A 22,091-nucleotide genomic window follows, 5' to 3' on the forward strand; every position below is an offset into this window, starting at 1 on the left:
GCACGGTGGCGGCCTTTTCAAGGGGGCGTTCGGCCTCAGCCGGCTTCGCCCATTTGCGACTGCAGGTAGTTCTGCGCGCCGACGGTATCGACCAGACCCAGCTGGGTTTCCAGATGGTCGATGTGCTCCTCGGTGTCGTCGAGGATCTGCACGAACAGCTCGCGGGACACGAAGTCGCGCACGCTTTCGCAGTAGGCCACGGCTTCCTTCAGGTGCACGTGCGAGGCTTTCTCGATGATGAGGTCGCACTTCATCGTCTCGACGGCGTCCTCGCCGATGTAGAGCTTGCCCAGGTCCTGCAGGTTGGGCAGGCCGTCCAGCGTCAGCACGCGCTCGATGAGCTTGTCGGCGTGCTTCATTTCCTCAATGGACTCCTCGTATTCGTGCTTGGCCATCTTCATCAGGCCCCAGTTCTTCAGCATGCGGGCATGCAGGAAATACTGGTTGATGGCGGTCAGTTCGAGCTTGAGCTGTGCGTTCAGGTGAGCAATGACTTGCGGGTCGCCTTTCATGGAGGCCTCCTTGTTGTGTTCGTGAAGAGTTGCCGCAGTATCCCCAGTGAAAGCCCTTGATCAAAACCGGTTTTTCTGCAAATGAGACCGATTCGCATTAGACTGCGCATCACCATGATCGTCTGTGTCTGCCACCGCGTCTCCGACCGCGACATCGCCATTGCGGCGTCGTCGGGCTGCCCGAGCTTTGAGGCCTTGCAGGATGACCTGCGCGTCGCCACGGCCTGTGGTGCCTGCCACGACTGCGCCTGCGAGGTGTTCGAGGAGAGCCGCGTCGCCGCTGGCCCCCGTGGCAAGACGATTGCCATCCATGCGCTGATTGCCGCCTGAGCGTCCCAGCTAGAATCACGCCCAGGCGCCAGGCAATGGCGCCATTTTTTTGTTGTCCGAGCCCCGAGGTCGTTGTGTTTCCCGCAGCTGCTGAGCGGTGGGACTTCCAGAACGAAACCTGAGGAAAAGACTTCATGAGCACCCAGCAGACCGGCATCGTCAAGTGGTTTGACGACGGCAAGGGCTACGGCTTCATCACCCCCGCCGACGGCAGCAAGGATCTGTTCGCCCACCACAGCGAGATCAAGAACAACGGCGGCTTCCGCACGCTCGCCGAAGGCGCCCAGGTGGAATTCGAAGTGAAGCAGGGCCCCAAGGGCCTGCAAGCCGCGAACATCCGCGCGGTCTAATTCACGCCGGCTCTGCCGCTGAGCCCGCTCATCGAGCGGGCTTTGTGCTTTTCTGAGCCGGTCCAACGACAATTGATGGCTATGTCTGCCCTGCCCGTCACTGTTCCGAAGGCGCTGACCGCTTATCGCCCGTTCTGGGCGAAGCGTTTCGGCCCCGCGCCCTTCCTGCCCATGAGCCGGCAGGAGATGGAGCAGCTCGGCTGGGATTCCTGCGACATCATCATCGTCACGGGCGATGCCTACGTCGACCACGCCAGTTTCGGCATGGCCGTCATCGGCCGCACGCTGGAGGCCCAGGGCTTCCGCGTGGGCATCATTGCGCAGCCGGACTGGAACAGCGTCGACGCGTTCAAGGTTCTGGGCAAGCCCAACCTGTTCTTCGGCGTCGCGGCCGGCAACATGGATTCCATGATCAACCGCTACACGGCTGATCGAAAAATCCGCAGCGACGACGCCTACACGCCGGGCGGCGAGGGCGGCAAGCGCCCCGACCGCGCGACGCTGGTCTACACGCAGCGCTGCCAGGAGGCGTTCAAGGACGTTCCCATCGTCATCGGCGGCATCGAGGCCTCGCTGCGCCGCATCGCGCATTACGACTACTGGCAGGACAAGGTGCGCCGCTCGGTGCTGGTGGACAGCAAGGCCGACCTGCTGGTCTACGGCAATGCCGAGCGCGCCATCGTCGAGATCGCCCACCGACTGGCGCGCCGCGAACCCATCGAGGCGCTGACCGACGTGCGCGGCACGGCCTTCATGCGCCGCGACGGCGACCCGTCGGCCGACGGCTGGTTCGAGCTTGACTCGACCGAGGTGGACCGCCCCGGCCGCATCGACGAGCTGATAAGCCCGTACCAGGAAATCCCGCAGGACAACAGCTGCGCGACCAAGGACGAGCCCGACGCACCCAAGCCGATCAAGATCCACAAGACCGGCCGCATCGCGATGCCGCCGCGCGAGCGCACCGTCGTGCGTCTGCCGGCCTACGAGACGGTCAAGAGCGATCCGGTGCTCTACGCACACGCCAACCGCGTGCTGCACCTGGAGACCAACCCCGGCAACGCCCGCGCGCTGGTGCAGCGCCACGGCGAGCGCGACCTCTGGATCAACCCGCCGCCCATCCCGCTGACGACGCCGGAGATGGACCACGTGTTCGACCTGCCGTACGCCCGCGCACCGCACCCCAGCTACGCCGACGAGAACGGCAGCCACGACCACGCGACCAAGATTCCCGCGTGGGAGATGATCCGCTTCAGCGTGAACATCATGCGCGGCTGCTTCGGCGGCTGCACCTTCTGCTCCATCACCGAGCATGAGGGCCGCATCATCCAGAGCCGCAGCGAAGACTCCGTGATCCGCGAGATCGAGGAGATGCGTGACAAGGTCAAGGGCTTCACCGGCATCGTGTCGGACCTGGGCGGCCCCACGGCCAACATGTACCGCATCGGCTGCAAGAGCCCCGAGATCGAGGCCGCCTGCCGCAAGCCCAGCTGCGTGTACCCGGGCATCTGCCCGAACCTGAACACCAGCCACGACCCGCTGATCAAGATGTACCGCCGCGCGCGCGCGCTGCCGGGCGTCAAGAAGATCCTCATCGGTTCCGGCCTGCGCTACGACCTGGCCGTGCAGTCGCCCGAATACGTGAAGGAACTGGTCACGCACCACGTCGGCGGCTATCTGAAGATCGCGCCCGAGCACACCGAGACCGGGCCGCTGTCCAAGATGATGAAGCCGGGCATCGGCACGTATGATCGCTTCAAGCAGATGTTCGAGGCGGCGAGTGCCGCGGCCGGCAAGAAGCAGTACCTGATCCCGTACTTCATCGCCGCCCATCCCGGCACCAGCGACGAGGACATGATGAACCTCGCCGTCTGGCTGAAGAAGAACGGCTTCCGTGCCGACCAGGTGCAGACCTTCTACCCCAGCCCCATGGCCACGGCCACGGCGATGTACCACTCGGGCCGCAACCCGCTGAAGGGCATCAGCCGCGACGAGAGCCGTGGCGAGAAGGTCGACATCGTGCGCGGCGAGCGCCGCCGCCGGCTGCATAAGGCCTTCCTGCGCTATCACGACGCCAACAACTGGCCGCTGCTGCGCGAGGCGCTGAAGGCCATGGGCCGCGCCGACCTCATCGGCAACGGCAAGCATCATCTGATCCCCACCTACCAACCGGTCACGGACGGCAGCTACGAGAGCGCTCGGCGCAAGAACTCCACCGGCGCCAAGCCGGCGGCCGCGCCGATGAAAGCGGCCACGCCGCGCAAGGGTCAGGTGCTGACTCAGCACACCGGTCTGCCGCCGCGCGTGACCGGCGCGGGCCGTCCCAATGGCTCGCGTCCGGGCAAACCCGGTAAGCGTTGAGGCGTACTGCGGGACATTTGCCCGTGCTTTTCGTGGCTATGGCTGCGCGGATGCCGTACGCTTGCGGCTCTTGAACGGCGGGGCTGTAGCCGCCGCCCGCGCCCGAAGCCCTCGCCCTCATGCAAGACACAACGCCCGCCGTTGACGACGACCTGCTCGAACTGCTCGACGAGCCCGAGCACGCCGAGCTGGAACATCGCCCCTACGACCGGCCCTGGCGCATCCTCATCGTCGACGACGACGGCGACGTCCACAAGGCCACCGAACTGGCCATGCAAGGCCTGACCATCGAAGGTCAGCCGCTGATCTTCCTGCACGCGTCGTCTGCCGCCCAGGCCCGCCAGCTGCTCGCCAGCGAGGATGACCTCGCCGTGGTGCTGCTCGACGTGGTCATGGAGAGCGAGGACGCCGGCCTGCAGCTGGTGCGCCACATCCGCGACGAGCTGGGCCTGTACGCGCTGCGCATCGTGCTGCGCACCGGCCAGCCGGGCTATGCGCCCGAGATCGAGACGGTGCAGGCCTATGACATCAACGACTACAAGACCAAGTCCGAGCTGACCCGCACGCGGCTGTACACGGTGCTGACCGCGGCCGTGCGCTCCTATCGGCAGATCTGCGCGCTGGAGGCCAACCGCCTCGGGCTGGAGATGATCGTCGAGAGCAGCACGTCGCTGTCGCGCATGCGCGGCCTCAGCCGCTTTGCCGAGGGCGTCGTCACGCAGCTGTGCGCACTGCTGGGCATCCTGCCCGAGGGGCTGGTCTGCGCGCAGGTGCATGGCCAGACGGGCGACGAGGTGCGCATCGTCGCCGCGGCAGGGCAGTACAGCGGCCTCATCGACCGCCCGCTGTCACAGGTCAAGATCCCCGCCGTGCGCGAGCGCCTGGAGCGCTGCCTGCGCGAGCAGAAGAACCTCTACGACGACGGCACCTGCCTGTACTTCGGCATGGGCCAGGGCCGCGCGATGGCCGCGCTGGTCGATGTGGGCCGCCACCTGGACGACCTGGACCAGCAGCTGCTGCGCGCCTTCTGTTCCAACATCGCGGTCGGGTTCGAGAACGTGCTGCTGTACAGCCAGCTGCTGGACCAGGCCTACAACGACCCGCTGCTGCGACTGCCCAACCGCAACCGCTTCGTCGAGCTGCTGGACAAGAACCTGAAGGATCCGTCCGGCGTCACGCTGGCGCTGATCGACATCGACGACTTCTCCGACATCAACGACGCCTTCGGCCAGCACTTCGGCGACCAGGTGTTGCAGGCCGTGGTGCATCGCATGAGCGAGATGCTGGGCCTGAACACCGCCATGGCCCGCGTCGGCGCCGACACCTTCGGCGTGCTTGGCGAGCATGCCAAGGTCTGCCCGGAAACCGTGCAAGGCGTGTTTGCCGAACCCTTCGTCGTGTCCGGCGAGCGCCTGCAGCTGTCGGCCACCACGGGGCTGGTGCGGCTGGGCGAGTCCACCGCCGTGGGCTCCGAGCTGCTGCTCGATGCGCAGATCGCGTTGAAGCGTGCCAAGCAGCACCAGCGCGGCTCGTCTCAATACTTCTCCGCCGCCATGGGTAGCGACGCGCGCGAGCGCTTCAAGCTGCTGAAGGGGCTGCGCACCGGCTTCGAGGAAAGCCAGCTGTTCGTCGTCTACCAGCCGCAGGTGGACCTGGGCAGCCGCCGCGTCATCGGTGCCGAGGCGCTGCTGCGCTGGCGCACCGCCGACAACCGATTCATCCCGCCCGACCAGTTCATCCCGCTGGCCGAGCAGAGCGGACTCATCATCCCCATCGGCGAGTTCGTCATGCGAACCGCCTGCGGCCAGCTGAAGAAGATGCAGGCGCTGGGCCATGCCGACTTCCGCATGGCGGTCAACATCTCGATGGCGCAGTTCCGCCACCCCGGCTTCCTGGACATGCTGGCGCGCGCGCTGCAAGACAGCGATGTGGCCGGGCACAGCATCGAGCTGGAGATCACCGAGTCCATGGCCATGGAGGATGCCGAGCTGGTGCGCCGCGTGCTGGCCGACATCAAGCACCTGGGCTTCAGCGTGGCCATCGACGATTTCGGCACCGGCTTCTCCAGCTTGAGCCAACTGCGCCAGCTGCAGGTGGACCGGCTCAAGATCGACCGCGCCTTCGTGCAGGAGGCGCAAACCTCCACCGCCGGCTCCACCATCGCGCAGATGGTCGTCAACCTGGGCCGTGGCCTGGGCCTGACCGTCATCGCCGAGGGCATAGAGACCGAGGAGCAGCGTCAGTACCTCGTCGGGCTGGGCTGCCACGAGGGCCAGGGTTGGCTTTTCGCCAAGCCCATGCCGGCCGAGCAACTCGAATCTTTCATGGCAGGCTGAGCCGGGGCCTGCCCGCCCCCCAGTACGTAGCTGAACTGCCGATTGCGCTGCCGCCCGGCGCTCCTAAACTCCGCCGTCCTTTGACGACAAGCCAGGAGCGCTCATGAGTCTCGCGAAGATCCTCGTCGCCCAGGGTGGCGGCCCCACCGCCGTCATCAACCAGAGCCTGGTGGGCGTGGTGCTCGAAGCGCGGCGCCAGGCCGGCGTGGCGGCGGTCTACGGCGCGCGCCACGGCGTGCGCGGCATCGTCAACGAGGACTTCGTCGACCTCGCGCAAGAAACCAGCCACAACCTCGAGCTGGTGGCCATGACGCCCGCGTCGGCTCTGGGCTCCACGCGCGACAAGCCCGATGCGGCCTACTGCCGCGAGATCTTCACCGTGCTGCAGGCGCACGGCATCACGCACTTCTTCTACATCGGTGGCAACGACTCGTCGGACACCGTGCGCATCGTGTCGGAAGAGGCCAAGGCGGCGAACTACCCGCTGCGCTGCATCCACATTCCCAAGACCATAGACAACGACCTGGTCGGTAACGACCACACGCCCGGCTATGCCTCCGCAGCGCGCTTCGTCGCCCAGGCGTTCGCCGGCGCCAACCTCGACAACGCGGCGCTGCCGGGCGTCTACGTGGGCGTCGTCATGGGCCGCCACGCCGGCTTCCTGACCGCCGCCGCGGCGCTCGGCAAGAAGTTCGATGACGACGGCCCGCACCTGATCTACGTGCCCGAGCGCGACTTCGACACCGACCAGTTCCTGCGCGACGTGAAGGCCACGCACGAGCGCTTCGGCCGCTGCGTCATCGCCGTCAGCGAGGGCATCCACGATGCGAGCGGCGCGCCGATGCTGTCCAAGCTGGCCGGCGACCTGGAGCGCGACGCGCACGGCAACGTGCAGCTCAGCGGCACCGGCGCGCTGGCCGACCTGCTGTGCGAGGAGATCAAGGGCAAGCTGGGCATCAAGCGCGTGCGTGGTGACACCTTCGGCTACCTGCAGCGCAGCTTCCTCGGGTGCGTGTCCGACGTGGACCAGCGCGAGGCCAGAGAGGTCGGCGAGAAGGCCGTGCAGTGCGCCTTCCACGGCGACCGCGACGGCTCGGTGGCCATCCAGCGCGTGGGCTACTACTCGGTGGACTACAAGCTGCTGCCGCTGAGCGCCGTGGCCGGCAAGACGCGCACGATGGAAGACGTGTTCATCAACGCCAGCGGCACCGACGTGACCGACGCCTTCCGCCTCTACCTGCGCCCGCTGCTGGGCTCGGGCATGCCGGACGCGTACCGGCTGCGGCCCAACCCGGTGGCCAAGGTGCTGAACCGGGGCTGAGTGCTCAAACCGCGGCGGGCGCGGGCAGCTGCTTCAGCGCCCAGGCGTCCGCCTTGTCCTGCAGCCAGGCCGTGCCCAGGTTGCCGAACACCCAGATCAGGAAGACCGTGCTGGCGCGCGCCGGGCCATCGTTCAGCGCGATGTAGGCCGCCGCGCAGGCCATCGGCAGCAGCGCCACCGAGTAGGTCCAGCGCTGCGCCAGCGCCAGCGCGTTCAGCATGGGGCGCAGCGGCCACAGCGCGAAGCCGGTCGCGCGCACGCGCTCCTCGTGGACCGCGGCGGCCAGCAGCATCCAGGCCAGCGCCAGCAGCAGGCAGGTGGGCTCCGGCAGCCAGCGGCCCAGCGCCGCGATGAACAAAAAACCCACCAGCGGCGACAGGCCGGCCACCACCCAGCCGTGCAGCGGCAGCAGCGGCCAGGCCGCGACCAGCCCCGCGAGGCCGAACAGCCCGCAGGCCCACGGCAGCAGCCAGTCGGGTATCACCGACAGCACGCCGCTCCCGGCCGCAGGCTCCTGCTCGGACAGCCAGGCCAGCCAGGCGGCAAACAGCAGCCAGACCAGCCCCAGCACCGGCTGCATGCTGTGGCGGCGCCAGCGCTCCAGCGGCAGCGCCAGCCGCTTCTGGCCATGGGTCAACGTCGGGCCCACGCCGATCAGCGTGGCGGCGAACAGGCCCACCAGCATGACGGCGCCGGTACTCAGCAGCCAGCCCAGCGCATGCGCGCCGGCAATGATCGCGTCGCCGAACACCAGCAGCCCGCCGCCGAAGCACAGCGCGCCGGCCAGCCCCACGCGCCACCACAGGCCGCGCTTCACGCCCGCATCCAGCCAGCGCTGCGCATGCAGGTCCAGGCCCAGCTTGCGCAGCCACTGCGCACCCAGCAGGCTCTGGTTGCGCGCCAGCGTGGGCTGCAGCAGCAACAGCAGCAACTGCAGCCGCCACCAGGCGCCGCCGGCTTGCTGAAGCGCGTCCAGCCCCACCAGCGGTGCGCCCAGCTCATGCACGGGCGCGGGGATGGGGGCGGGCCTCAGCCGCTCGTCGAACGCATCGTGCAGCGCATGGGCCAACTCCACGCCCAACTGCCGCTCGGTGCGGAAATCGTTCAGCCAGCCGAACTGCGCGTCCAGTGCCTTCAGGAATTCATCGGGCAAGGTGGGCAGGCTCAGCGCCCATTGAGCGAACGCGGCCGAGAACTCGGCCTGCCGGCTCAGCGGCTGCTGGTCCAGCTCGCGGCGGGTGTCGGCCCAGGCATGCAGCAGCGCGGCCTCGCCCGTGCGGCGCCAGTGCAGCTCCAGCTCGTGGATGAGGTGCTGCGGCTGGAGAACGTACTCCGGCACGGGCTCGGCCTCCTCGGCGGGCGGCGCCTGCTGTTCAACCGGCGGTGCGGGCTCGGCAGCTGCGATGACGGCCGGCTGCTCCTCGGGGTTCTCGCGCTGCCACTTCGCCCATTGCTGCGCGCGCTCGTAGGCCGCGCGCAGCGCCTGGTAGGCCTCGGCATCGTCGTCCGGCCGCGTGACCTTGAGCTTGGCCGCGTAGGCCTTCTTGATGGCGGCGAGGTCGGTCGTCGCGTCAATGCCCAGCCGGGCCCAGTCTTCTTCCCACATGTTTAGGGTCTGCTCACGCTATGGCAATGGGTCGCGAAGGCCCGCCGCCAGGGGCCAATCAAGGCGCGGCGCGCCGCCCGCACGTGTGTGCGGGCAAGCGATGCAACGCTGAGTGGGCCCTGGCGGCGGGCCTTCCCGCAGGGTTGTTATCAAAAGGGCCGCGCGCTGCGTTGCAAATCCTCGCCGGGTGTTGAACCCGGCTGCGGTTTGCGCCTTGCTCGCGGCCCTTTTGGTAACAACGCGGCCCATTGCCATAGCGTGAACAGACCCTAGAACCTGAACGACGTGTCGATGCTGTCCAGCGCTTCCTTGAACTGCTGGCGTGCGGTGCGGATGACGCGCGGGTCCTGCGTCTGCAGCGCCAGTTCGAACTGGCCCAGCCAGTCCTGCAGCATCTGGCGGTCGTTGCCCAGCCGATCCTCGAACAGCCGCTTGGCGCGCTCGATCTGGTAGCGGTTGTCCTGCTCGTCGCGCGGGTGGCGCTTCAGCGACTGCAGGCGTTCGCGCGTGGCGGCGATCTCGGCCGCGCTGAGGCGAGCGCCTTGGCTCTCGATGATGAGCTCATGGCGCTGGCCGCCGGGCGTCTCGCGCGCCTCCACCTCCAGCAGCCCGTTGGCGTCGTAGGTGAAGCGCACCTCCACGCCGGCCTGGCCTGCCGGTGCGGGCGTGACCTCGATCTCCAGCTTGCCCAGGTGCAGGTTCTCCGAGCCCACGGGCGACTCGCCCTGGCGCACGTCGACAAGGATCTGCCGCTGCCCGTCGGCCAGCGTGTGATAACTCTCCACGCGCGACACCGGCACCGGCGTGTTGCGCTCGATGATGGGCGAGAAGCGATCGTTGACCATGCGGCCGGCGATGTGCGTGGCCGCGACGATGCCCAGCGAATAAGGCATCACGTCGGTCAGCACCACGTCGTCCAGCGCCGCGTCGCGCGCCTTCAGGCCGGCCTGCACGGCCGCGCCCATCGCGATCGCGAGGTCGGGGTCCAGGTTGCGCAGCGGCAGGCGCTGGAACAGCCGTGCGACCAGCTGGCGCACCATGGGCATGCGCGTGGCGCCGCCCACCAGCACCACCTCGGCCAGGCCGGCCGGGTTCAGCTGCGCGTCGGCCAGCGCGCGCTCGATGGGGCGGCGCAGGCGCTGCAGCAGCTCCTGCGCGCCGGCCTCGAAGTCGGCACGCGTGATCGTGGCGGTCAGCGTGCGGTCACGCCAGACGCTGCGCAGCTCCGCGCTGTCGCGTTCGCCGAGGTCGCGCTTGGCCTGTTCGGCCATGCGCCACCAGGTCTCGCCCTCGAACCAGGCGGTGCGCTCCTCGGCGCTCAGGCCCTCGGCGGTCTTGGCGAACAGCTGCGCGATCGCGCGGCTGAAGTCCTCGCCGCCCAGCCGCGTGTCGCCGGCGCTGGCGCGCACCTCGACGACACCATCGAAATACTCCAGCACCGACACGTCGAAGGTGCCGCCGCCCAGGTCGAAGACGAGAAAGCTGCTGTGCTCGGGCCGCTCCTGCAGGCCATAGGCCAGGCCGGCCGCGGTGGGCTCGTTCAGCAGCCGCTCGACCTTCAGCCCGGCGATCTCGCCCGCCGTGCGGGTGGCGCGGCGCTGCGCCTCGTTGAAGTAGGCCGGCACCGTGATGACGGCCTCGGTGACCGGCTCGCCCAGAAAGGCCTCGGCATCACTTTTGAGCGTCTGCAGCACCAGTGCCGACAGCTCCTCGGCGCGCAGCTCCTTCACATGCGGGCCGGTGCGCAGCGTGATCTTGCGGTCGCTGCCCATCCAGCGCTTGAAGGCCAGCGCGGTGGACTGCGCATGCAGCCCGGCGCGCTCGCGCGCGGCCAGGCCCACCAGCGTGTGGCCTTGCTCGTCGAGCGCGACGGCCGACGGCGTCAGGTAGTCCCCGTGGGCATTGGGGATGAGGACGGCCGCGCCGTCGCGAAACACCGCCGCCGCGCTGTGCGTGGTGCCCAGGTCGATGCCCAGGATCATTGGTGAGCCTCCCGTTGAAACGGGCGCTAGCGTAGCCGCTAACGGGCGGCGGTCAGGACTTGGGTTTGATCAACCGGGGATGCCACTCGGGCACCGCCATCAGCGCTGCCGAACCCATGTGGCGGTGGATGTCGGCCACCATCTCGCCGTTGATGATGACGGGGTCGGTCTCCACGGCCTTGCGGGCGGTCTCCACGTCTTTCGTCGCGAAGACGAACAGCCCGCGCAGGCCGTTCTGGCCGTCCAGCGGGCCGGCGTAGACCAGCAGCCCTTCCTTGGACAGCCGCTCCATGTTGGCGAAATGGCCCTTGAACATCGCGTCGCGCTCGGGGCCGGGCGGCATGGGCTTGGGGCCCGTCTTCAGCAGCACGAAGACATAGGAGCGCAGGCCGCCGTCGTTGGCGCCCCAGGCCTGGGCCTTGGCGGCATCGTAGGCGGCCGGCGCCTCCTGGGCATGGACGGTCAGCGTGCCCAGCAGGGCGAGCAGGCAGGCGGCAAGGCGTTGCATGGCGTGTGGCGGTAGTCGCAATGCACCCATTGAATCGCAGCGAGCGCCGCCGGCGCCCGCGTTGAAACCCGGGTGCCCAAAGTCACTTGTCAGGCCATCGATGTTGCAACTACATTTGTAGTACGACAACTGTAGAAGATCTTGCCATGGATGAGGACGCCGGCGGCGGGGATGTGCAACTGAGCGAGCTGCAGCTCAGCCTGATGCGCGTGCTGTGGGCACGCGGCGAGGCCAGCACGGCCGAGGTGGCCGAGGCCTTGCGCGGCGAGCGCGACCTGGCCCACACCACCATCGCCACGCTGCTGACACGCCTGGAGAAGCGCGGCCTGCTGGCCAGCCGGCGCGAGGGGCGGGCGCTGCTGTACACGCCGCTCGTCAGCGAGAGCGAGGTGCAGCGCTCCATGGTGGGCAGCCTGCTGGACAGCCTGTTCGCCGGCCGTGCCAGCGCGCTGGTGTCGCATCTGCTGGATGCGCGCGGCGTGGACGCCAAGGAGCTAGCCGAACTGCAGGCGCTGCTGAAGCAACGCAAGGGAGATGCGCGATGACCGATGTGCTGCTGACCTGGCTGTGCAGCTACCTGCTGCACAGCAGCCTGTTGATCGGCGCGCTGTGGGTGGCCGAGCGCGCCGGCTGGCTGGCGCGCGTGACCACGTCCACGCAGGAGACGCTGTGGCGGCTGGCGCTGCTGGGCGGGCTGCTCAGCGCCAGCCTGCCGCTGCTGACGGCGGCGCCCGCACCGGGGCCTGTCGTGCGACCCGCGCAGGTCGCCGTGCAAGACCCGGCCCCCGTGATCACCGATGCGCTGCCTTCCAACGCGCCGGTGGCCCAACTGCCCGGCGCTCAACTGGGCGCGCTGCCCCTCACGACGCGCTTCGAGCCCCAGACGCATGACCTGGCCGTCGGCTTCGTGGCGGTCTGGCTGCTGGGTGCGGTGCTGATGGCGGCCGCACTGGCCGCGCAGTGGGCTTGGCTGCGCCGCACCGTGTGCCGCCTGGCCGTGGTGGCCGACCCGCGCTGGCAGGCGCTGGTCGCCGGGCTCTCGGCCGACATGCGCGTGCCGCTGCCGGTGCTGCGCCATGCGCGCGCCGGCTGGGCCAGCCCGCTGCTGGCGCCCGGCCGCCAGCTGTGCCTGCCCGCCTGGTGCCTGGACCTGCCCGACGACGAAGCCCGCGCCGTGCTGGGCCATGAGCTGGCCCACCTGCGCCGGCGCGACCCGGCCTGGCGGCTGCTTGCGGCCGTCATGCAGGCGCTGCTGTGGCCGCAGGCGCTGAACCGCATCGCGCTGCAGCGGCTGGACCTGCTGGCCGAGCTGGCCTGCGACGCGGAAGCCGCCGCACCGGCTGGGCAGCGCCTGGCGCTGGCGCAGAGCCTGTTGCGTTGTGCCGAGGCGCTGAAGGCGCCGGGCGGCCGTCATGGCCCGGCGCTGGCCTGCGGCGCGGCGGGTGTGGGGTCGCCGCTGTTCGCCCGCGTGCGCAGGCTGCTGAAGCCCGAGGGCGAGGCCGCGCCGCGCGAACGCCGCGCGCTGCGTTGGGGTCTGGTGGCCGCGATGCTGGGCGGCCTGGTGGCGCTGCCGGCGGTCGTCGTCAGCCACACCGACGGCCGCGAGATGCTGGGCCGCTTCGGGCTGGAAAGCCTGGCCGATCCCGGCTTCCTGCGGCCCGGCACGCGCCTGGTGAGCCGCTATCCCGGCGGCAGCTTCTCGGTGACGCTGGACGGCAAGGTGGCGTTCAACGACGCCGAGGACGACGTGCAGTCGCTGACCGGCACGCTCACCGTGCGCCACCGCGAAGGCGGGCTGACGCGCGAGATGACGCTCAAGTCCATGGGCGAAGGCCGCATCCAGCGCGAGTACCGCGTGGGCCGCGATGTGCTGCAAATGGATGACGCCGCGCGCGTCTGGTGGACCCAGGCCGTGCAGCGCATGGCCGAGCACCTGACCGACCCCAAGGTGCGCGCGCAGCGTCAGTTCGAGCGCGGCGGCATCGATGCCGTGCTGGCCGACGTCGAGCGCGCGAGCGAGGACCACTCACGCCGCCGCCGCTTGGAGGCGCTGGTGGGCCTGGGCCAGCCGTTGTCCGCTGCCGCGCAGGACCGCGTCATCGCCGCGGCCGCCCGCATTGGCGGCGGCTTCGAGCGGCGCGAGGCGCTGCAGGCCATCGCGCGGCTGCCGCTGGCCGAGCCGCAGCAACTGGCCTGGCTGAAGGTGGCGGGCGGCATCGATGGCGACTTCGAGCGCCGCGAAGCGCTGGGCGCGCTGGCGCCCAAGCTGCTCACCACGCCGGCCGTGCTGGCGGCCTGGAGCGAGGCGCTGGGCCGCATCGACGGCGACTTCGAGCTGCGTTCGGCCATCGAGGCGCAGGTCACGGCCACGCCGCATCCGGCGGTGCTGGCGGCGGCTCTGCAGGCGGCGCATCGGTTGCAGGGCGACTTCGAAAGGCGCGAGGCGCTGGGCGCGATCGCGCGCCGGCTGCAGGGCGACGAGGCGCAGTTGGTCGAGGCCTATGTCAGCGCGGCCGGTGGCATTGACAGTGGCTTCGAGCGGCGTGAGGCGCTGAACCTGCTGCTGGACCGGCCCAAGCTGGGCCTGCCGGGCCTGGAGCGCGTGCTGGCCAGCGCCGAGGGCATGGACAGCGGCTTCGAGCGCCTGCAGGTGCTGCTGCGCGTGGCGGACCGCCTGGGCCAGGCCAAGCCGGTGGATGCCACCCTCGTTGATCGCCTGCGCCGCGCCGGCCGCGGCCTGGGCGAGCATGAGCGCGGGCAGATCGAGACGGCGCTGGACAGGTTGGGCTAGCCCGCCCGCTTGGCCAGCACCGCTCGCGCCACGCGTGACACCGGCGGGCGGCCCAGCACGTTGGAGATGAAGGCGCCGGCATCCACCAGCTTGTCGAGGTTGATGCCCGTTTCCAGCCCCAAGCCATCCAGCATGAAGACGACATCCTCCGTCGCCACATTGCCCGTCGCGCCCTTGGCATACGGACAGCCGCCCAGGCCCGCCACGCTGGCGTGGAAGCTGTGCACGCCCAGCTCCATGCTCGCGTAGACATTGGCGAGCGCCTGGCCGTAGGTGTCGTGGAAGTGGCCGGAGACTTCCGCGAGCGGAAAGTGCTTCAGCGCCCGCTCCATCGCGGCCTGCACCTTGCGCGGCGTGCCGACACCGATGGTGTCGGCGATGTCGATGGCGTCCACGCCCAGTGCGCGCAGCGGCTTCACGACGGCCTCGACCTGATCGGCGCTGATGTCGCCCTCGTACGGGCAGCCCAGCGCACACGACAGCGCCGCGCGCACCTTCACGCCTGCCGCGTGCGCGCCCTCTATGACGGGCGCAAAGCGCTCCAGGCTCTCGGCGATGGAGCAGTTGATGTTCTTCTGCGTGAAGGCCTCGCTGGCCGCGGTGAAGACCAGGATCTCGTCAGGCTTGGACGCCAGCGCCGGCTCCAACCCCTTCAGGTTGGGCACCAGCACCGAATAGCGCACGCCGGGCTTGCGCGCGATGGCGGCCATCACCGCGGTGTTGTCGCCCATCTGCGGCACCCACTTCGGGCTGACGAAGCTGGTGACCTCGATCTCGTTCAGGCCGGCGTCCTGCAGCATCGCCACCAGTTGCGCCTTGTGCTCGGTGGCGACGTTCTCCTTCTCGTTCTGCAGCCCGTCGCGCGGGCCGACGTCGAGGATCTTGACGTGGGTGGGCAGTGGCATCGCGATTCAATCCTTGTCTTCGAGTGCGTCAAGGTCCGCCAGATCCTTGTGGCGACCGCTCGCACGCTTGTTGGCCTTGAAGTCATCCAGGCCGATGAAATTCAACGCCAGCCCGTCGACGGTGATGATTTCGCGCCGTTCGTAGCAGTCCTCAAACGCGACACCATCGATGCCCATCAGCAGGTCGATGCGCCGGGGGGGCTGGCCCAGTTGGATGACGGAATCTGGTGCGAAGTCGGCCGTCGACAGGTTCAGCGAACCGAAGCCGAACTGGCGCAACGTCGTCAACAGGCGTTCGAGGTTGTCGGCGTGGGGGTTCAACCAGAAGTCGATATCGCCCGTATAGCGGGGGTGGCCATGCGCGGCCAACGCATAGCCGCCAACAACGAGGTACTCAACGCCGTTCGCGTTGAGTAACTCGGCAAACTCTTTGAAGTCGGGGTTGAGCATCAGGTTCTTCGGCAAAGCCTTCATGCTGAAGCCGCAGTTGTTCGACGGCAGCCAGCCGCTCGGCAGGCGGGCGTGAGAGCCAATACGCCCTGTCCTCAGAGGCTTGGTTCTTGCGGCTGGTGATCGTCACTGTGCGCAGCATGGCTTGATTGTCAGGCTTCCAGCTTCAATAGTTCCGCGCCGTCGCTGACCTGGTCGCCGATGGCGAACAGCAGCTCCGCCACCTTGCCGTCACGCGGCGACGAGATGGTGTGCTCCATCTTCATCGCTTCCATGACGGCCAGCGGCTGGCCCTTGGTGACGGTGTCGCCGGCCTTGGCCAGGAAGGCGATGAGCTTGCCGGGCATGGGCGCGGTCAGGCGGCCGCCTTCGCTCGGGCCGTCGCCGGCGTGGGCGATGACGTCCACCTCGGTCAGCACGGCTGAGCCCGACGGCGCGAACACGGCGACGCGCTCGCCCTGGGCATAGGTCTTCACGCGGATGCGGTCGGTGCCGAGAAACAGCTCGTGTGTCTCGGCGTCGCTGGACTTCACAGCGAACTCGATCGCCTCGCCTTCGACCGTCAGCGTCATGCCGCCGCGGTGGTGGCACGACAGCAGCACTTCATGGTGCGCGCCACCGGCTTCGAGATCAAAGCGGCGCGTGGCCGAGCCGAACAGGCGGAAGCCGTCGCGCGCGCTCCACGGGTCATTGCCCTGCGTTGCGCCTTCCACGGCCAGCGTGTGCGCCACGACAGCGGCGGCGCTCACACGCAACGGCAGGCCGGGCTGCTCGAACAGCACCGCCTTTTCGCGTTCGATGAGGCCGGTGTCGAGGTCGGCGCCCGAGAACGAGGCGGTCGCGGCACAGCGGCGCAGGAAGGCGACATTGGTGTGCAGGCCGACGATGTGCGTGTCGCGCAGCGCAGTGTCCAGCCGGGCCAGCGCCTGCGCGCGATCCTCGCCCCAGACGATGAGCTTGGCGATCATCGAGTCGTAGTACGGACTGATCGCGTCGCCCTCGCGCACGCCGGCGTCGATGCGCACGTCGCCACGCTGGAAGGCCACGTGCGAAGGCCAGCGCGCCACGTCCAGCGTGCCGGTGGCGGGCAGGAAGCCGGCGCCCGGGTTCTCGGCGCAGATGCGAGCCTCGATGGCGTGGCCGTGCATGCGCAACTCGTGCTGCTTCAGCGGCAGCGGTTCGCCCGATGCGACGCGCAGCTGCCACTCGACGAGGTCTTGCCCGGTGATCGCTTCCGTCACCGGATGCTCCACCTGCAGCCGCGTGTTCATCTCCATGAAGTAGAAGCGGCCGTCCTGCTCGGCGATGAACTCGACGGTGCCGGCGCCGACATAGCCGACCGCCTTCGCAGCGGCCACGGCGGCCTCGCCCATCTGCGCGCGGCGTTCCGGCGTCATGCCCGGCGCGGGAGCCTCTTCCAGCACCTTCTGGTGGCGGCGCTGCACGGAGCAGTCGCGCTCGAACAGGTAGACGCAGTCACCGTGCGAGTCGCCGAACACCTGGATCTCGATGTGGCGGGGCTTCTGCACATAGCGCTCGATCAGCACCGCGTCGTCGCCGAAGCTGTTGATGGCCTCGCGCTTGCACGAGGCCAGCGCGGCATCGAACTCATCGGCGCCGTAGACGGCGCGCATGCCCTTGCCGCCACCACCGGCGCTGGCCTTGATGAGCACGGGGTAGCCGATGCGGTCGGCTTCGCGCTTCAGCAGCGCCGGGTCTTGATCGGCGCCGTGATAGCCCGGCACCAGCGGCACGTTCGCCGCTTCCATCAGCCGCTTGGACTCGGCCTTCAGGCCCATCGCGAGGATGGCCGACGGCGGCGGGCCGATGAAGACGACGCCGGCATCGGCGCAGGCCTGCGCGAACGCCTCGTTCTCGCTGAGGAAGCCGTAGCCGGGGTGCACGGCCTGCGCGCCGGTGGCCTTGGCGGCGGCCAGGATGCGCTCCCACTGCAGGTAGGAGTCGCGCGGCGCCGGGCCGCCGATCAGCACCGCCTCGTCGCAAGCCTTCACGTGCTGTGCGTCGGCGTCAGCCTCCGAATAGACCGCGACGGTCTGAATGCCCAGGCGGCGGGCGGTGGCCGCAACGCGGCAGGCGATTTCACCCCGGTTGGCAATGAGGATCTTTTTAAACATGGCGAGCCCCCGGGGTGAACTCGCCTGCTTGGTCGGCTGCGCCGACCAGCATGCAATCTGTCGCTGGCGCGGCCGCGCCTTTGGCGCGAGCGCCACGGTTGGCGATCAGGATCTTCTTGAACATCTCTCTTGTCTCCTCAGCCGTCTTCTTTTGGATTCGGGATAGGGGCGCGCGCCGAGCGGGGTGGCTGCAGGCGCGCGTTGAGTCAGCCGGCGATCAGTGGGTGCAGACCTGCACCTTGGCGGCTGCGTCCGACGGCGTCAGCTCCGCCTCGGTCGAGCAGCGCATGCCCAGGCGCTCCAGCAGCGCGCGGTCCTTCTCGGCCTGCGGGTTGCTGGTCGTCAGCAGCTTGTCGCCGTAGAACATGGAGTTGGCACCGGCCAGGAAGCACAGCGCCTGCATGGTCTCGGGCATCTCCTCGCGGCCGGCGGACAGGCGCACCATGGCGCGCGGCATCGTGATGCGGGCGACGGCAATCGTGCGGATGAACTCCAGCGGATCCAGCGGCGCGACGCCGGCCAGCGGCGTGCCTTCCACCTGCACGAGGTTGTTGATGGGCACGCTCTCGGGGTAGGGGTCGAGGTTGGCCAGTTGCACGATGAGGCCGGCGCGCTGGCGGCGTGTCTCGCCCATGCCGACGATGCCGCCGGAGCAGACCTTCAGGCCTTGCGCACGCACGCGGTCCAGCGTGTCGAGGCGGTCTTGATAGGTGCGCGTCGTGATGATCTGGCCGTAGAACTCGGGCGCCGTGTCGAGGTTGTGGTTGTAGTAGTCCAGCCCCGCTTCCTTGAGCTGCTCGGCCTGGCCGTCTTCCAGCATGCCGGCGGTCAGGCAAGTCTCCAGGCCCAGTGCCTTGACCTCGGAAATCATCTCGCCGATGGCGTCCAGGTGGCGGGGCTTGGGCGAGCGCCAGGCGGCGCCCATGCAGAAGCGCGTCGCGCCATTGGCCTTGGCGGCGCGGGCGGCTTCCATCACCTCCTGCAGCGGGATCAGCTTCTCGGCCTTCAGGCCGGTGTCGAAATGGGCCGACTGCGGGCAGTAGGCGCAGTCCTCCTCGCAGCCGCCGGTCTTGATGGAAAGCAACGTGGACAGCTGCACCGCGTTGGCGTCGAAGTGCTCGCGGTGCACCTGCTGCGCGCGGAAGATCAGGTCGTTGAAGGGCAGGTCGAACAGCGCCACGACATCCTTGACCGTCCAGGGCGTGGCCTGGCGGCGGTCAGCGTCGGTCGTGGGGGTGAGGGTCTGGATCTGGTTCATGCGTGATCGAGCAGCAGGGCTGAGATGTCGAGACAGGCTGGCGCGGCCAGCGGGTCGGTGAGTCGGGGGATGTGCCCGATGCAGGGCGCCTTCAGGCCGGCCTGCAAAGAGGCCAGATTGTCGGCGACATGGGGTTGGCGCGGGTCCACGGTGTTCGCGACCCAGGCGGTGAGCCGCAGGCCGCGCGCGCGGATGGCCTCGGCCGTCAGCAGCGCGTGGTTGATGCAGCCCAGCCGCAGGCCCACGACGAGGATGACGGGCAGGCCCAGGTCCACGGCCAGGTCGGCGGTGTCCCAGCTGCCGGCCAGCGGCACTCTGAAGCCGCCCACGCCTTCGACGAGGGCGATGTCGCCCTTGGCCGCGGTGGCGCGGATGGCGGCCAGCAGCGGCTCGCGTTCAATCGTCTTGCCTTCCAGCCGCGCGGCGATGTGCGGCGCGCAGGGTTCGCGCAGCTGCAGCGGGCCGACCTCGCCGTCGGTGAGGTCCAGGTTCTGCGCGGCCTGCAACGTGGCCACGTCCTCGTTGACCCAGCGGCCGTCGACGAACTCCTGGCCGGCCGCCAGCGACTTGATGGCCGCGACGCGCAGGCCGCGGGCGATGAGGGCGCGTGTCAGCGCGGCGGTGACGAAGGTCTTGCCGATCTCGGTGTCGGTGCCGGTGACGAAGAAGCCGCGGCCGCTCATGTCGGGCTCCCGCAGGGCCGCCCCAAGGGCGCCCGCGCCCCCTCGGGGGGCAGTGAGCAAAGCGAGTGTGGGGGCTTCATGCGGCCTGCTCCTGGGCGGCTGCTGCGCGTTCCAGCGCGGTCAGCAAGGCATCGACATCCGCCTCGGTGTGCGTGCCGCACAGCGTGATGCGCAGCCGCGCCGTACCGTGCGCGACCGTGGGCGGGCGGATGCCGGGCACGCGCAGGCCGGCCGTTTCCAGCGCGGCGGCCAGTGCCATGACCTCGGCGTTGCCGCCGACGATCAGCGGCTGGATGGGCGTGGCGGAGTCGGTCAGCGACCAGCCCAGGCGCGGATGGTGGTCAATGAGGGCCAGCAGGCCATCGCGCAGCTGCGCCTGACGGGCGACAAGGTTGGCGCGGCGGGCGGCGCCCAGCGGCCCTTCGATCAGCTCGAAGCTGGTCAGCAGTGCATGCTCGATGGCCGGTGGCGACGCGGTCGAGAAAATGAAGTTGCGCGCCGCCTGCAGCAGGTACTCGACGATGGTGGCGTGGGCCGCGACGAAGGCGCCCGACAGGCCCGCGGCCTTGCCTAGCGTGCCGACGAGGATCAGCCGCTCGCTGTTCAGGCCGAAGTGCTCCAGCGAGCCGCGGCCCTTCTCGCCCAGCACGCCGAAGCCGTGCGCGTCGTCCACGATGAGCCAGGCATCGAACTCGTCGGCCAGTTTCAGCAGATCGGGCAGCGGCGCCAGGTCGCCGTCCATGCTGAACACGGCGTCGGTGACGATCAACTTCACCTTGGCCGTGCTGGCCGCCAGCAACGGGCGCAGCGAGGCCAGGTCGGCATGTGGATAGCGCGTGACCTTGGCCCGGGCCAGGCGCGCGGCGTCGATCAGCGACGCGTGGTTCAACTGCTCCGAGAAGATCTCGGTGCGCTCGTCGCCCAGTGCGGTGACGACGGCGAGGTTGGCCATGTAGCCGGTGCAGAAGCCGATGGCGCGCGCCTCGGGGACGTGCGGCGCATACCAGCGGGCCAGCGTGTCGGTGACGGCCTCGTGCGCGGCGCTGTGGCCGCTGACCAGCGGCGACGCGCCGGAGCCGCCACCCCAGCGGCGCGCGCCTTCCGCGATCGCGTCGGCGATCGCCGGCTCCGCCGCCAGGCCCAGGTAGTCGTTGGAGCAGAACATCAGCAGCGGCCGGCCATTGATGGTCTGGCGCGGCGCGGTGCCGTCGTCGGCGCGGCGCAGCTTGCGCGTCAGGCTCTGCGCCGAGATGGCGGCGAGCTTGGCGCTCAGGTGATCAAGCAAGGACATCGTTCAGCGTCTTCGTCACGGCATCGGCCAGGAAGGCCGCGGTCGTGTCGTCGATCAGGTAAGGGGGCATCAGATAGACAGTGCTGCCGATGGGGCGGATCAGCAATTCGTGTGCGCGAGCCTTCAGGTGGAAGGTCTCGGCGAAGCGCGGCGGTGCGCCCGGCACATCGAAGGCCAGGATCATGCCGCGTTGGCGCAGATGGGTGACGCGTGAGGCCAAAGGCGAGAAGGCGCGCGTCAGCGCTTGAGCCTGCGCGCGGTTGTCGTCCAACTGGCCGGCGTCGAAGCGGTCCAGCACCGCATTGGCCGCCGCGCAGGCCAGCGGGTTACCGGTGTACGAGTGCGAATGCAGGAAGCCGCGCGTGACGTCCTCGCTCCAGAACGCGGCGAACACGTCGTCGGTCGTCAGCACCAGCGACAGCGGCATCGTGCCGCCGGTGATGCCTTTGCTCAGCAGGATGAAGTCGGGCCAGTCGGTGTCCGTCTGCTGCCAAGCGAAGAAAGTGCCGGTGCGGCCACAGCCGACCGCGATCTCGTCGGCGATCAGGTGCACGTCGAACTCGCGCGTCAGCTCGCGCAAGCCCTTCAGGTAGCTCGGCGAGTACATGACCATGCCTGCCGCGCCCTGGATCAGCGGCTCGACGATGACGGCGGCGATATGCTCATGGCGCTCGGCCAGCAGCGCGCGCATCGCGTCCAGCGCCTCGGCCTCGTCGCCCAGCCGTCCATCCGGTGACGCGACGATGTGCGCGCGCATCAGCAGCGGGTCATACGCGTCGCGGAACACCTGCACGTCGGTCACGCTCAAGGCGCCCAGCGTCTCGCCGTGATAGCTGTTCTTCAAGCAGACGAACTCGCGCTTCTCCGGCCGGCCGCGGTTCTTGAAGGAATGAAAGCTCTGCTTCAACGCGATCTCGACGGCGCTGGCGCCGTCGCTGCCGAAGAACACATGGCCCAGCGCGCCACCCGTGCGGGCGGACAGCCGCTCGGCCAGGCGCACGGCGGGTTCGTGCGTGCAGCCGGCCAGCATCACGTGGGGCAGCGTGTCGAGCTGCTGCTTGATGGCGCCGTGCAAGGCCTTGTCGCTGTGGCCGAACAGGTTGACCCACCACGAGGAGTTGGCGTCGAAGTAGCGGTGGCCGTCGGTGTCGAACAGCCAGGGGCCGTCGCCGCGGGCGATGGGCAGCGGTGGCACGGCGTCGAGCCGGGCCATCTGCGTGCAGGGGTGCCAGACGGCCTTGCGGCTGCGGTCTTGGAGAGCGGTCATGCGGGACG

At 69.2% G+C, this 22,091-nt stretch carries 19 protein-coding genes; 7 read left to right on the top strand and 12 right to left on the bottom strand.

All coding sequences use genetic code 11. From position 1 onward, the window contains the following. Nucleotides 1-35: 35 nt before the first annotated feature. On the bottom strand, nucleotides 36-512 hold the full coding sequence (gene bfr / locus J2X21_RS08830) for a bacterioferritin (protein ID WP_310327428.1): 477 nt from the start codon (nucleotides 510-512) through the stop codon (nucleotides 36-38). Nucleotides 513-626: 114 nt separating this feature from the next. On the opposite strand from bfr, the gene J2X21_RS08835 reads away from it, so the two are divergent. The 5 genes from J2X21_RS08835 (at nucleotide 627) to J2X21_RS08855 (ending at nucleotide 7,207) form a co-directional block, all read left to right on the top strand. Then, complete coding sequence (locus tag J2X21_RS08835; protein WP_310327430.1) at nucleotides 627-842, top strand: (2Fe-2S)-binding protein; 216 nt, start codon at nucleotides 627-629, stop codon at nucleotides 840-842. Nucleotides 843-976: 134 nt separating this feature from the next. Further along, a complete protein-coding gene (locus J2X21_RS08840) occupies nucleotides 977-1,192 on the top strand; it encodes a cold-shock protein (RefSeq protein ID WP_310327433.1) in 216 nt (71 codons plus the stop codon). An 81-nt stretch (nucleotides 1,193-1,273) separates the two neighbouring features. Then, on the top strand, nucleotides 1,274-3,550 hold the full coding sequence (locus J2X21_RS08845; protein ID WP_310327435.1) for a YgiQ family radical SAM protein: 2,277 nt from the start codon (nucleotides 1,274-1,276) through the stop codon (nucleotides 3,548-3,550). A 119-nt stretch (nucleotides 3,551-3,669) separates the two neighbouring features. Then, on the top strand, nucleotides 3,670-5,886 hold the full coding sequence (locus tag J2X21_RS08850) for a putative bifunctional diguanylate cyclase/phosphodiesterase (protein WP_310327437.1): 2,217 nt from the start codon (nucleotides 3,670-3,672) through the stop codon (nucleotides 5,884-5,886). A 103-nt stretch (nucleotides 5,887-5,989) separates the two neighbouring features. Then, nucleotides 5,990-7,207 carry a 6-phosphofructokinase gene (locus J2X21_RS08855; protein WP_310327439.1) on the top strand — a complete coding sequence of 406 codons (1,218 nt, stop codon included), beginning with the start codon at nucleotides 5,990-5,992 and terminating at the stop codon, nucleotides 7,205-7,207. A 4-nt stretch (nucleotides 7,208-7,211) separates the two neighbouring features. Here J2X21_RS08855 and J2X21_RS08860 read toward each other — a convergent pair whose 3' ends face one another. From J2X21_RS08860 to J2X21_RS08870, 3 genes are all read right to left on the bottom strand, one after another. Beyond that, nucleotides 7,212-8,813: a hypothetical protein gene (locus tag J2X21_RS08860; protein WP_310327441.1), complete on the bottom strand. Its 1,602-nt coding sequence runs from the start codon at nucleotides 8,811-8,813 to the stop codon at nucleotides 7,212-7,214. 269 nt (nucleotides 8,814-9,082) lie between these two features. Beyond that, a complete protein-coding gene (locus J2X21_RS08865) occupies nucleotides 9,083-10,795 on the bottom strand; it encodes an Hsp70 family protein (RefSeq protein WP_310327443.1) in 1,713 nt (570 codons plus the stop codon). A gap of 52 nt (nucleotides 10,796-10,847) precedes the next feature. Then, entirely contained in the window at nucleotides 10,848-11,303 is a 456-nt protein-coding gene (locus tag J2X21_RS08870; RefSeq protein ID WP_310327445.1) for a YciI family protein, read from the bottom strand. A gap of 146 nt (nucleotides 11,304-11,449) precedes the next feature. On the opposite strand from J2X21_RS08870, the gene J2X21_RS08875 reads away from it, so the two are divergent. Next, nucleotides 11,450-11,848 carry a BlaI/MecI/CopY family transcriptional regulator gene (locus J2X21_RS08875; RefSeq protein WP_310327449.1) on the top strand — a complete coding sequence of 133 codons (399 nt, stop codon included), beginning with the start codon at nucleotides 11,450-11,452 and terminating at the stop codon, nucleotides 11,846-11,848. Beyond that, nucleotides 11,845-14,094 (top strand): M56 family metallopeptidase, encoded by a 2,250-nt coding sequence (locus J2X21_RS08880; protein ID WP_310327451.1) that lies wholly within the window; start codon nucleotides 11,845-11,847, stop codon nucleotides 14,092-14,094. The genes J2X21_RS08875 and J2X21_RS08880 overlap by 4 nt, the downstream gene beginning before the upstream one ends. Here J2X21_RS08880 and J2X21_RS08885 read toward each other — a convergent pair. The 8 genes from J2X21_RS08885 to bioA all read right to left on the bottom strand — a co-directional run bounded on the left by J2X21_RS08885 (nucleotide 14,091) and on the right by bioA (nucleotide 22,083). After that, nucleotides 14,091-14,999 (bottom strand): hydroxymethylglutaryl-CoA lyase, encoded by a 909-nt coding sequence (locus tag J2X21_RS08885; protein ID WP_310327453.1) that lies wholly within the window; start codon nucleotides 14,997-14,999, stop codon nucleotides 14,091-14,093. The genes J2X21_RS08880 and J2X21_RS08885 overlap by 4 nt on opposite strands. Before the next feature lie 6 nt (nucleotides 15,000-15,005). Next, entirely contained in the window at nucleotides 15,006-15,473 is a 468-nt protein-coding gene (locus J2X21_RS08890; protein WP_310327456.1) for a nucleotidyltransferase, read from the bottom strand. A 128-nt stretch (nucleotides 15,474-15,601) separates the two neighbouring features. Next, a complete protein-coding gene (locus J2X21_RS08895; RefSeq protein WP_310327458.1) occupies nucleotides 15,602-17,584 on the bottom strand; it encodes an ATP-binding protein in 1,983 nt (660 codons plus the stop codon). After that, nucleotides 17,577-17,708 (bottom strand): hypothetical protein, encoded by a 132-nt coding sequence (locus J2X21_RS08900; RefSeq protein ID WP_310327460.1) that lies wholly within the window; start codon nucleotides 17,706-17,708, stop codon nucleotides 17,577-17,579. Before J2X21_RS08900 ends, J2X21_RS08895 begins: the two co-directional genes overlap by 8 nt. A 93-nt stretch (nucleotides 17,709-17,801) precedes the next feature. After that, nucleotides 17,802-18,842, bottom strand: a complete 1,041-nt coding sequence (gene bioB, locus J2X21_RS08905; RefSeq protein WP_310327462.1) for a biotin synthase BioB — start codon at nucleotides 18,840-18,842, stop codon at nucleotides 17,802-17,804. Continuing rightward, nucleotides 18,839-19,525: a dethiobiotin synthase gene (bioD, locus tag J2X21_RS08910; protein ID WP_310327465.1), complete on the bottom strand. Its 687-nt coding sequence runs from the start codon at nucleotides 19,523-19,525 to the stop codon at nucleotides 18,839-18,841. The genes bioB and bioD overlap by 4 nt, the downstream gene beginning before the upstream one ends. Before the next feature lie 76 nt (nucleotides 19,526-19,601). Continuing rightward, on the bottom strand, nucleotides 19,602-20,816 hold the full coding sequence (bioF, locus tag J2X21_RS08915; protein ID WP_310327467.1) for an 8-amino-7-oxononanoate synthase: 1,215 nt from the start codon (nucleotides 20,814-20,816) through the stop codon (nucleotides 19,602-19,604). Further along, nucleotides 20,803-22,083 carry an adenosylmethionine--8-amino-7-oxononanoate transaminase gene (gene bioA / locus J2X21_RS08920; protein ID WP_310327470.1) on the bottom strand — a complete coding sequence of 427 codons (1,281 nt, stop codon included), beginning with the start codon at nucleotides 22,081-22,083 and terminating at the stop codon, nucleotides 20,803-20,805. The genes bioF and bioA overlap by 14 nt, the downstream gene beginning before the upstream one ends. Nucleotides 22,084-22,091: the final 8 nt, after the last annotated feature.

The sequence above is a fragment of the Roseateles asaccharophilus genome, from assembly GCF_031458115.1.
GTDB classification, from domain to species: Bacteria; Pseudomonadota; Gammaproteobacteria; order Burkholderiales; family Burkholderiaceae_C; genus Pelomonas; species Pelomonas asaccharophilus_A.

Bases quoted from the DNA above. Each gene is read 5' to 3' on its own strand.
- J2X21_RS08890 (WP_310327456.1), bottom strand. From the start codon at position 15,473: ATGAAGGCTTTGCCGAAGAACCTGATGCTCAACCCCGACTTCAAAGAG.
- J2X21_RS08850 (WP_310327437.1), top strand. From the start codon at position 3,670: ATGCAAGACACAACGCCCGCCGTTGACGACGACCTGCTCGAACTGCTC.
- J2X21_RS08855 (WP_310327439.1), top strand. From the start codon at position 5,990: ATGAGTCTCGCGAAGATCCTCGTCGCCCAGGGTGGCGGCCCCACCGCC.
- J2X21_RS08865 (WP_310327443.1), bottom strand. From the start codon at position 10,795: ATGATCCTGGGCATCGACCTGGGCACCACGCACAGCGCGGCGGCGGTG.
- bioA (WP_310327470.1), bottom strand. From the start codon at position 22,083: ATGACCGCTCTCCAAGACCGCAGCCGCAAGGCCGTCTGGCACCCCTGC.
- bioD (WP_310327465.1), bottom strand. From the start codon at position 19,525: ATGAGCGGCCGCGGCTTCTTCGTCACCGGCACCGACACCGAGATCGGC.
- J2X21_RS08835 (WP_310327430.1), top strand. From the start codon at position 627: ATGATCGTCTGTGTCTGCCACCGCGTCTCCGACCGCGACATCGCCATT.
- J2X21_RS08845 (WP_310327435.1), top strand. From the start codon at position 1,274: ATGTCTGCCCTGCCCGTCACTGTTCCGAAGGCGCTGACCGCTTATCGC.
- bioB (WP_310327462.1), bottom strand. From the start codon at position 18,842: ATGAACCAGATCCAGACCCTCACCCCCACGACCGACGCTGACCGCCGC.
- J2X21_RS08880 (WP_310327451.1), top strand. From the start codon at position 11,845: ATGACCGATGTGCTGCTGACCTGGCTGTGCAGCTACCTGCTGCACAGC.
- J2X21_RS08900 (WP_310327460.1), bottom strand. From the start codon at position 17,708: ATGTTCAAGAAGATCCTGATCGCCAACCGTGGCGCTCGCGCCAAAGGC.
- J2X21_RS08840 (WP_310327433.1), top strand. From the start codon at position 977: ATGAGCACCCAGCAGACCGGCATCGTCAAGTGGTTTGACGACGGCAAG.
- J2X21_RS08895 (WP_310327458.1), bottom strand. From the start codon at position 17,584: ATGTTTAAAAAGATCCTCATTGCCAACCGGGGTGAAATCGCCTGCCGC.
- bfr (WP_310327428.1), bottom strand. From the start codon at position 512: ATGAAAGGCGACCCGCAAGTCATTGCTCACCTGAACGCACAGCTCAAG.
- J2X21_RS08875 (WP_310327449.1), top strand. From the start codon at position 11,450: ATGGATGAGGACGCCGGCGGCGGGGATGTGCAACTGAGCGAGCTGCAG.
- J2X21_RS08885 (WP_310327453.1), bottom strand. From the start codon at position 14,999: ATGCCACTGCCCACCCACGTCAAGATCCTCGACGTCGGCCCGCGCGAC.
- bioF (WP_310327467.1), bottom strand. From the start codon at position 20,816: ATGTCCTTGCTTGATCACCTGAGCGCCAAGCTCGCCGCCATCTCGGCG.
- J2X21_RS08860 (WP_310327441.1), bottom strand. From the start codon at position 8,813: ATGTGGGAAGAAGACTGGGCCCGGCTGGGCATTGACGCGACGACCGAC.
- J2X21_RS08870 (WP_310327445.1), bottom strand. From the start codon at position 11,303: ATGCAACGCCTTGCCGCCTGCCTGCTCGCCCTGCTGGGCACGCTGACC.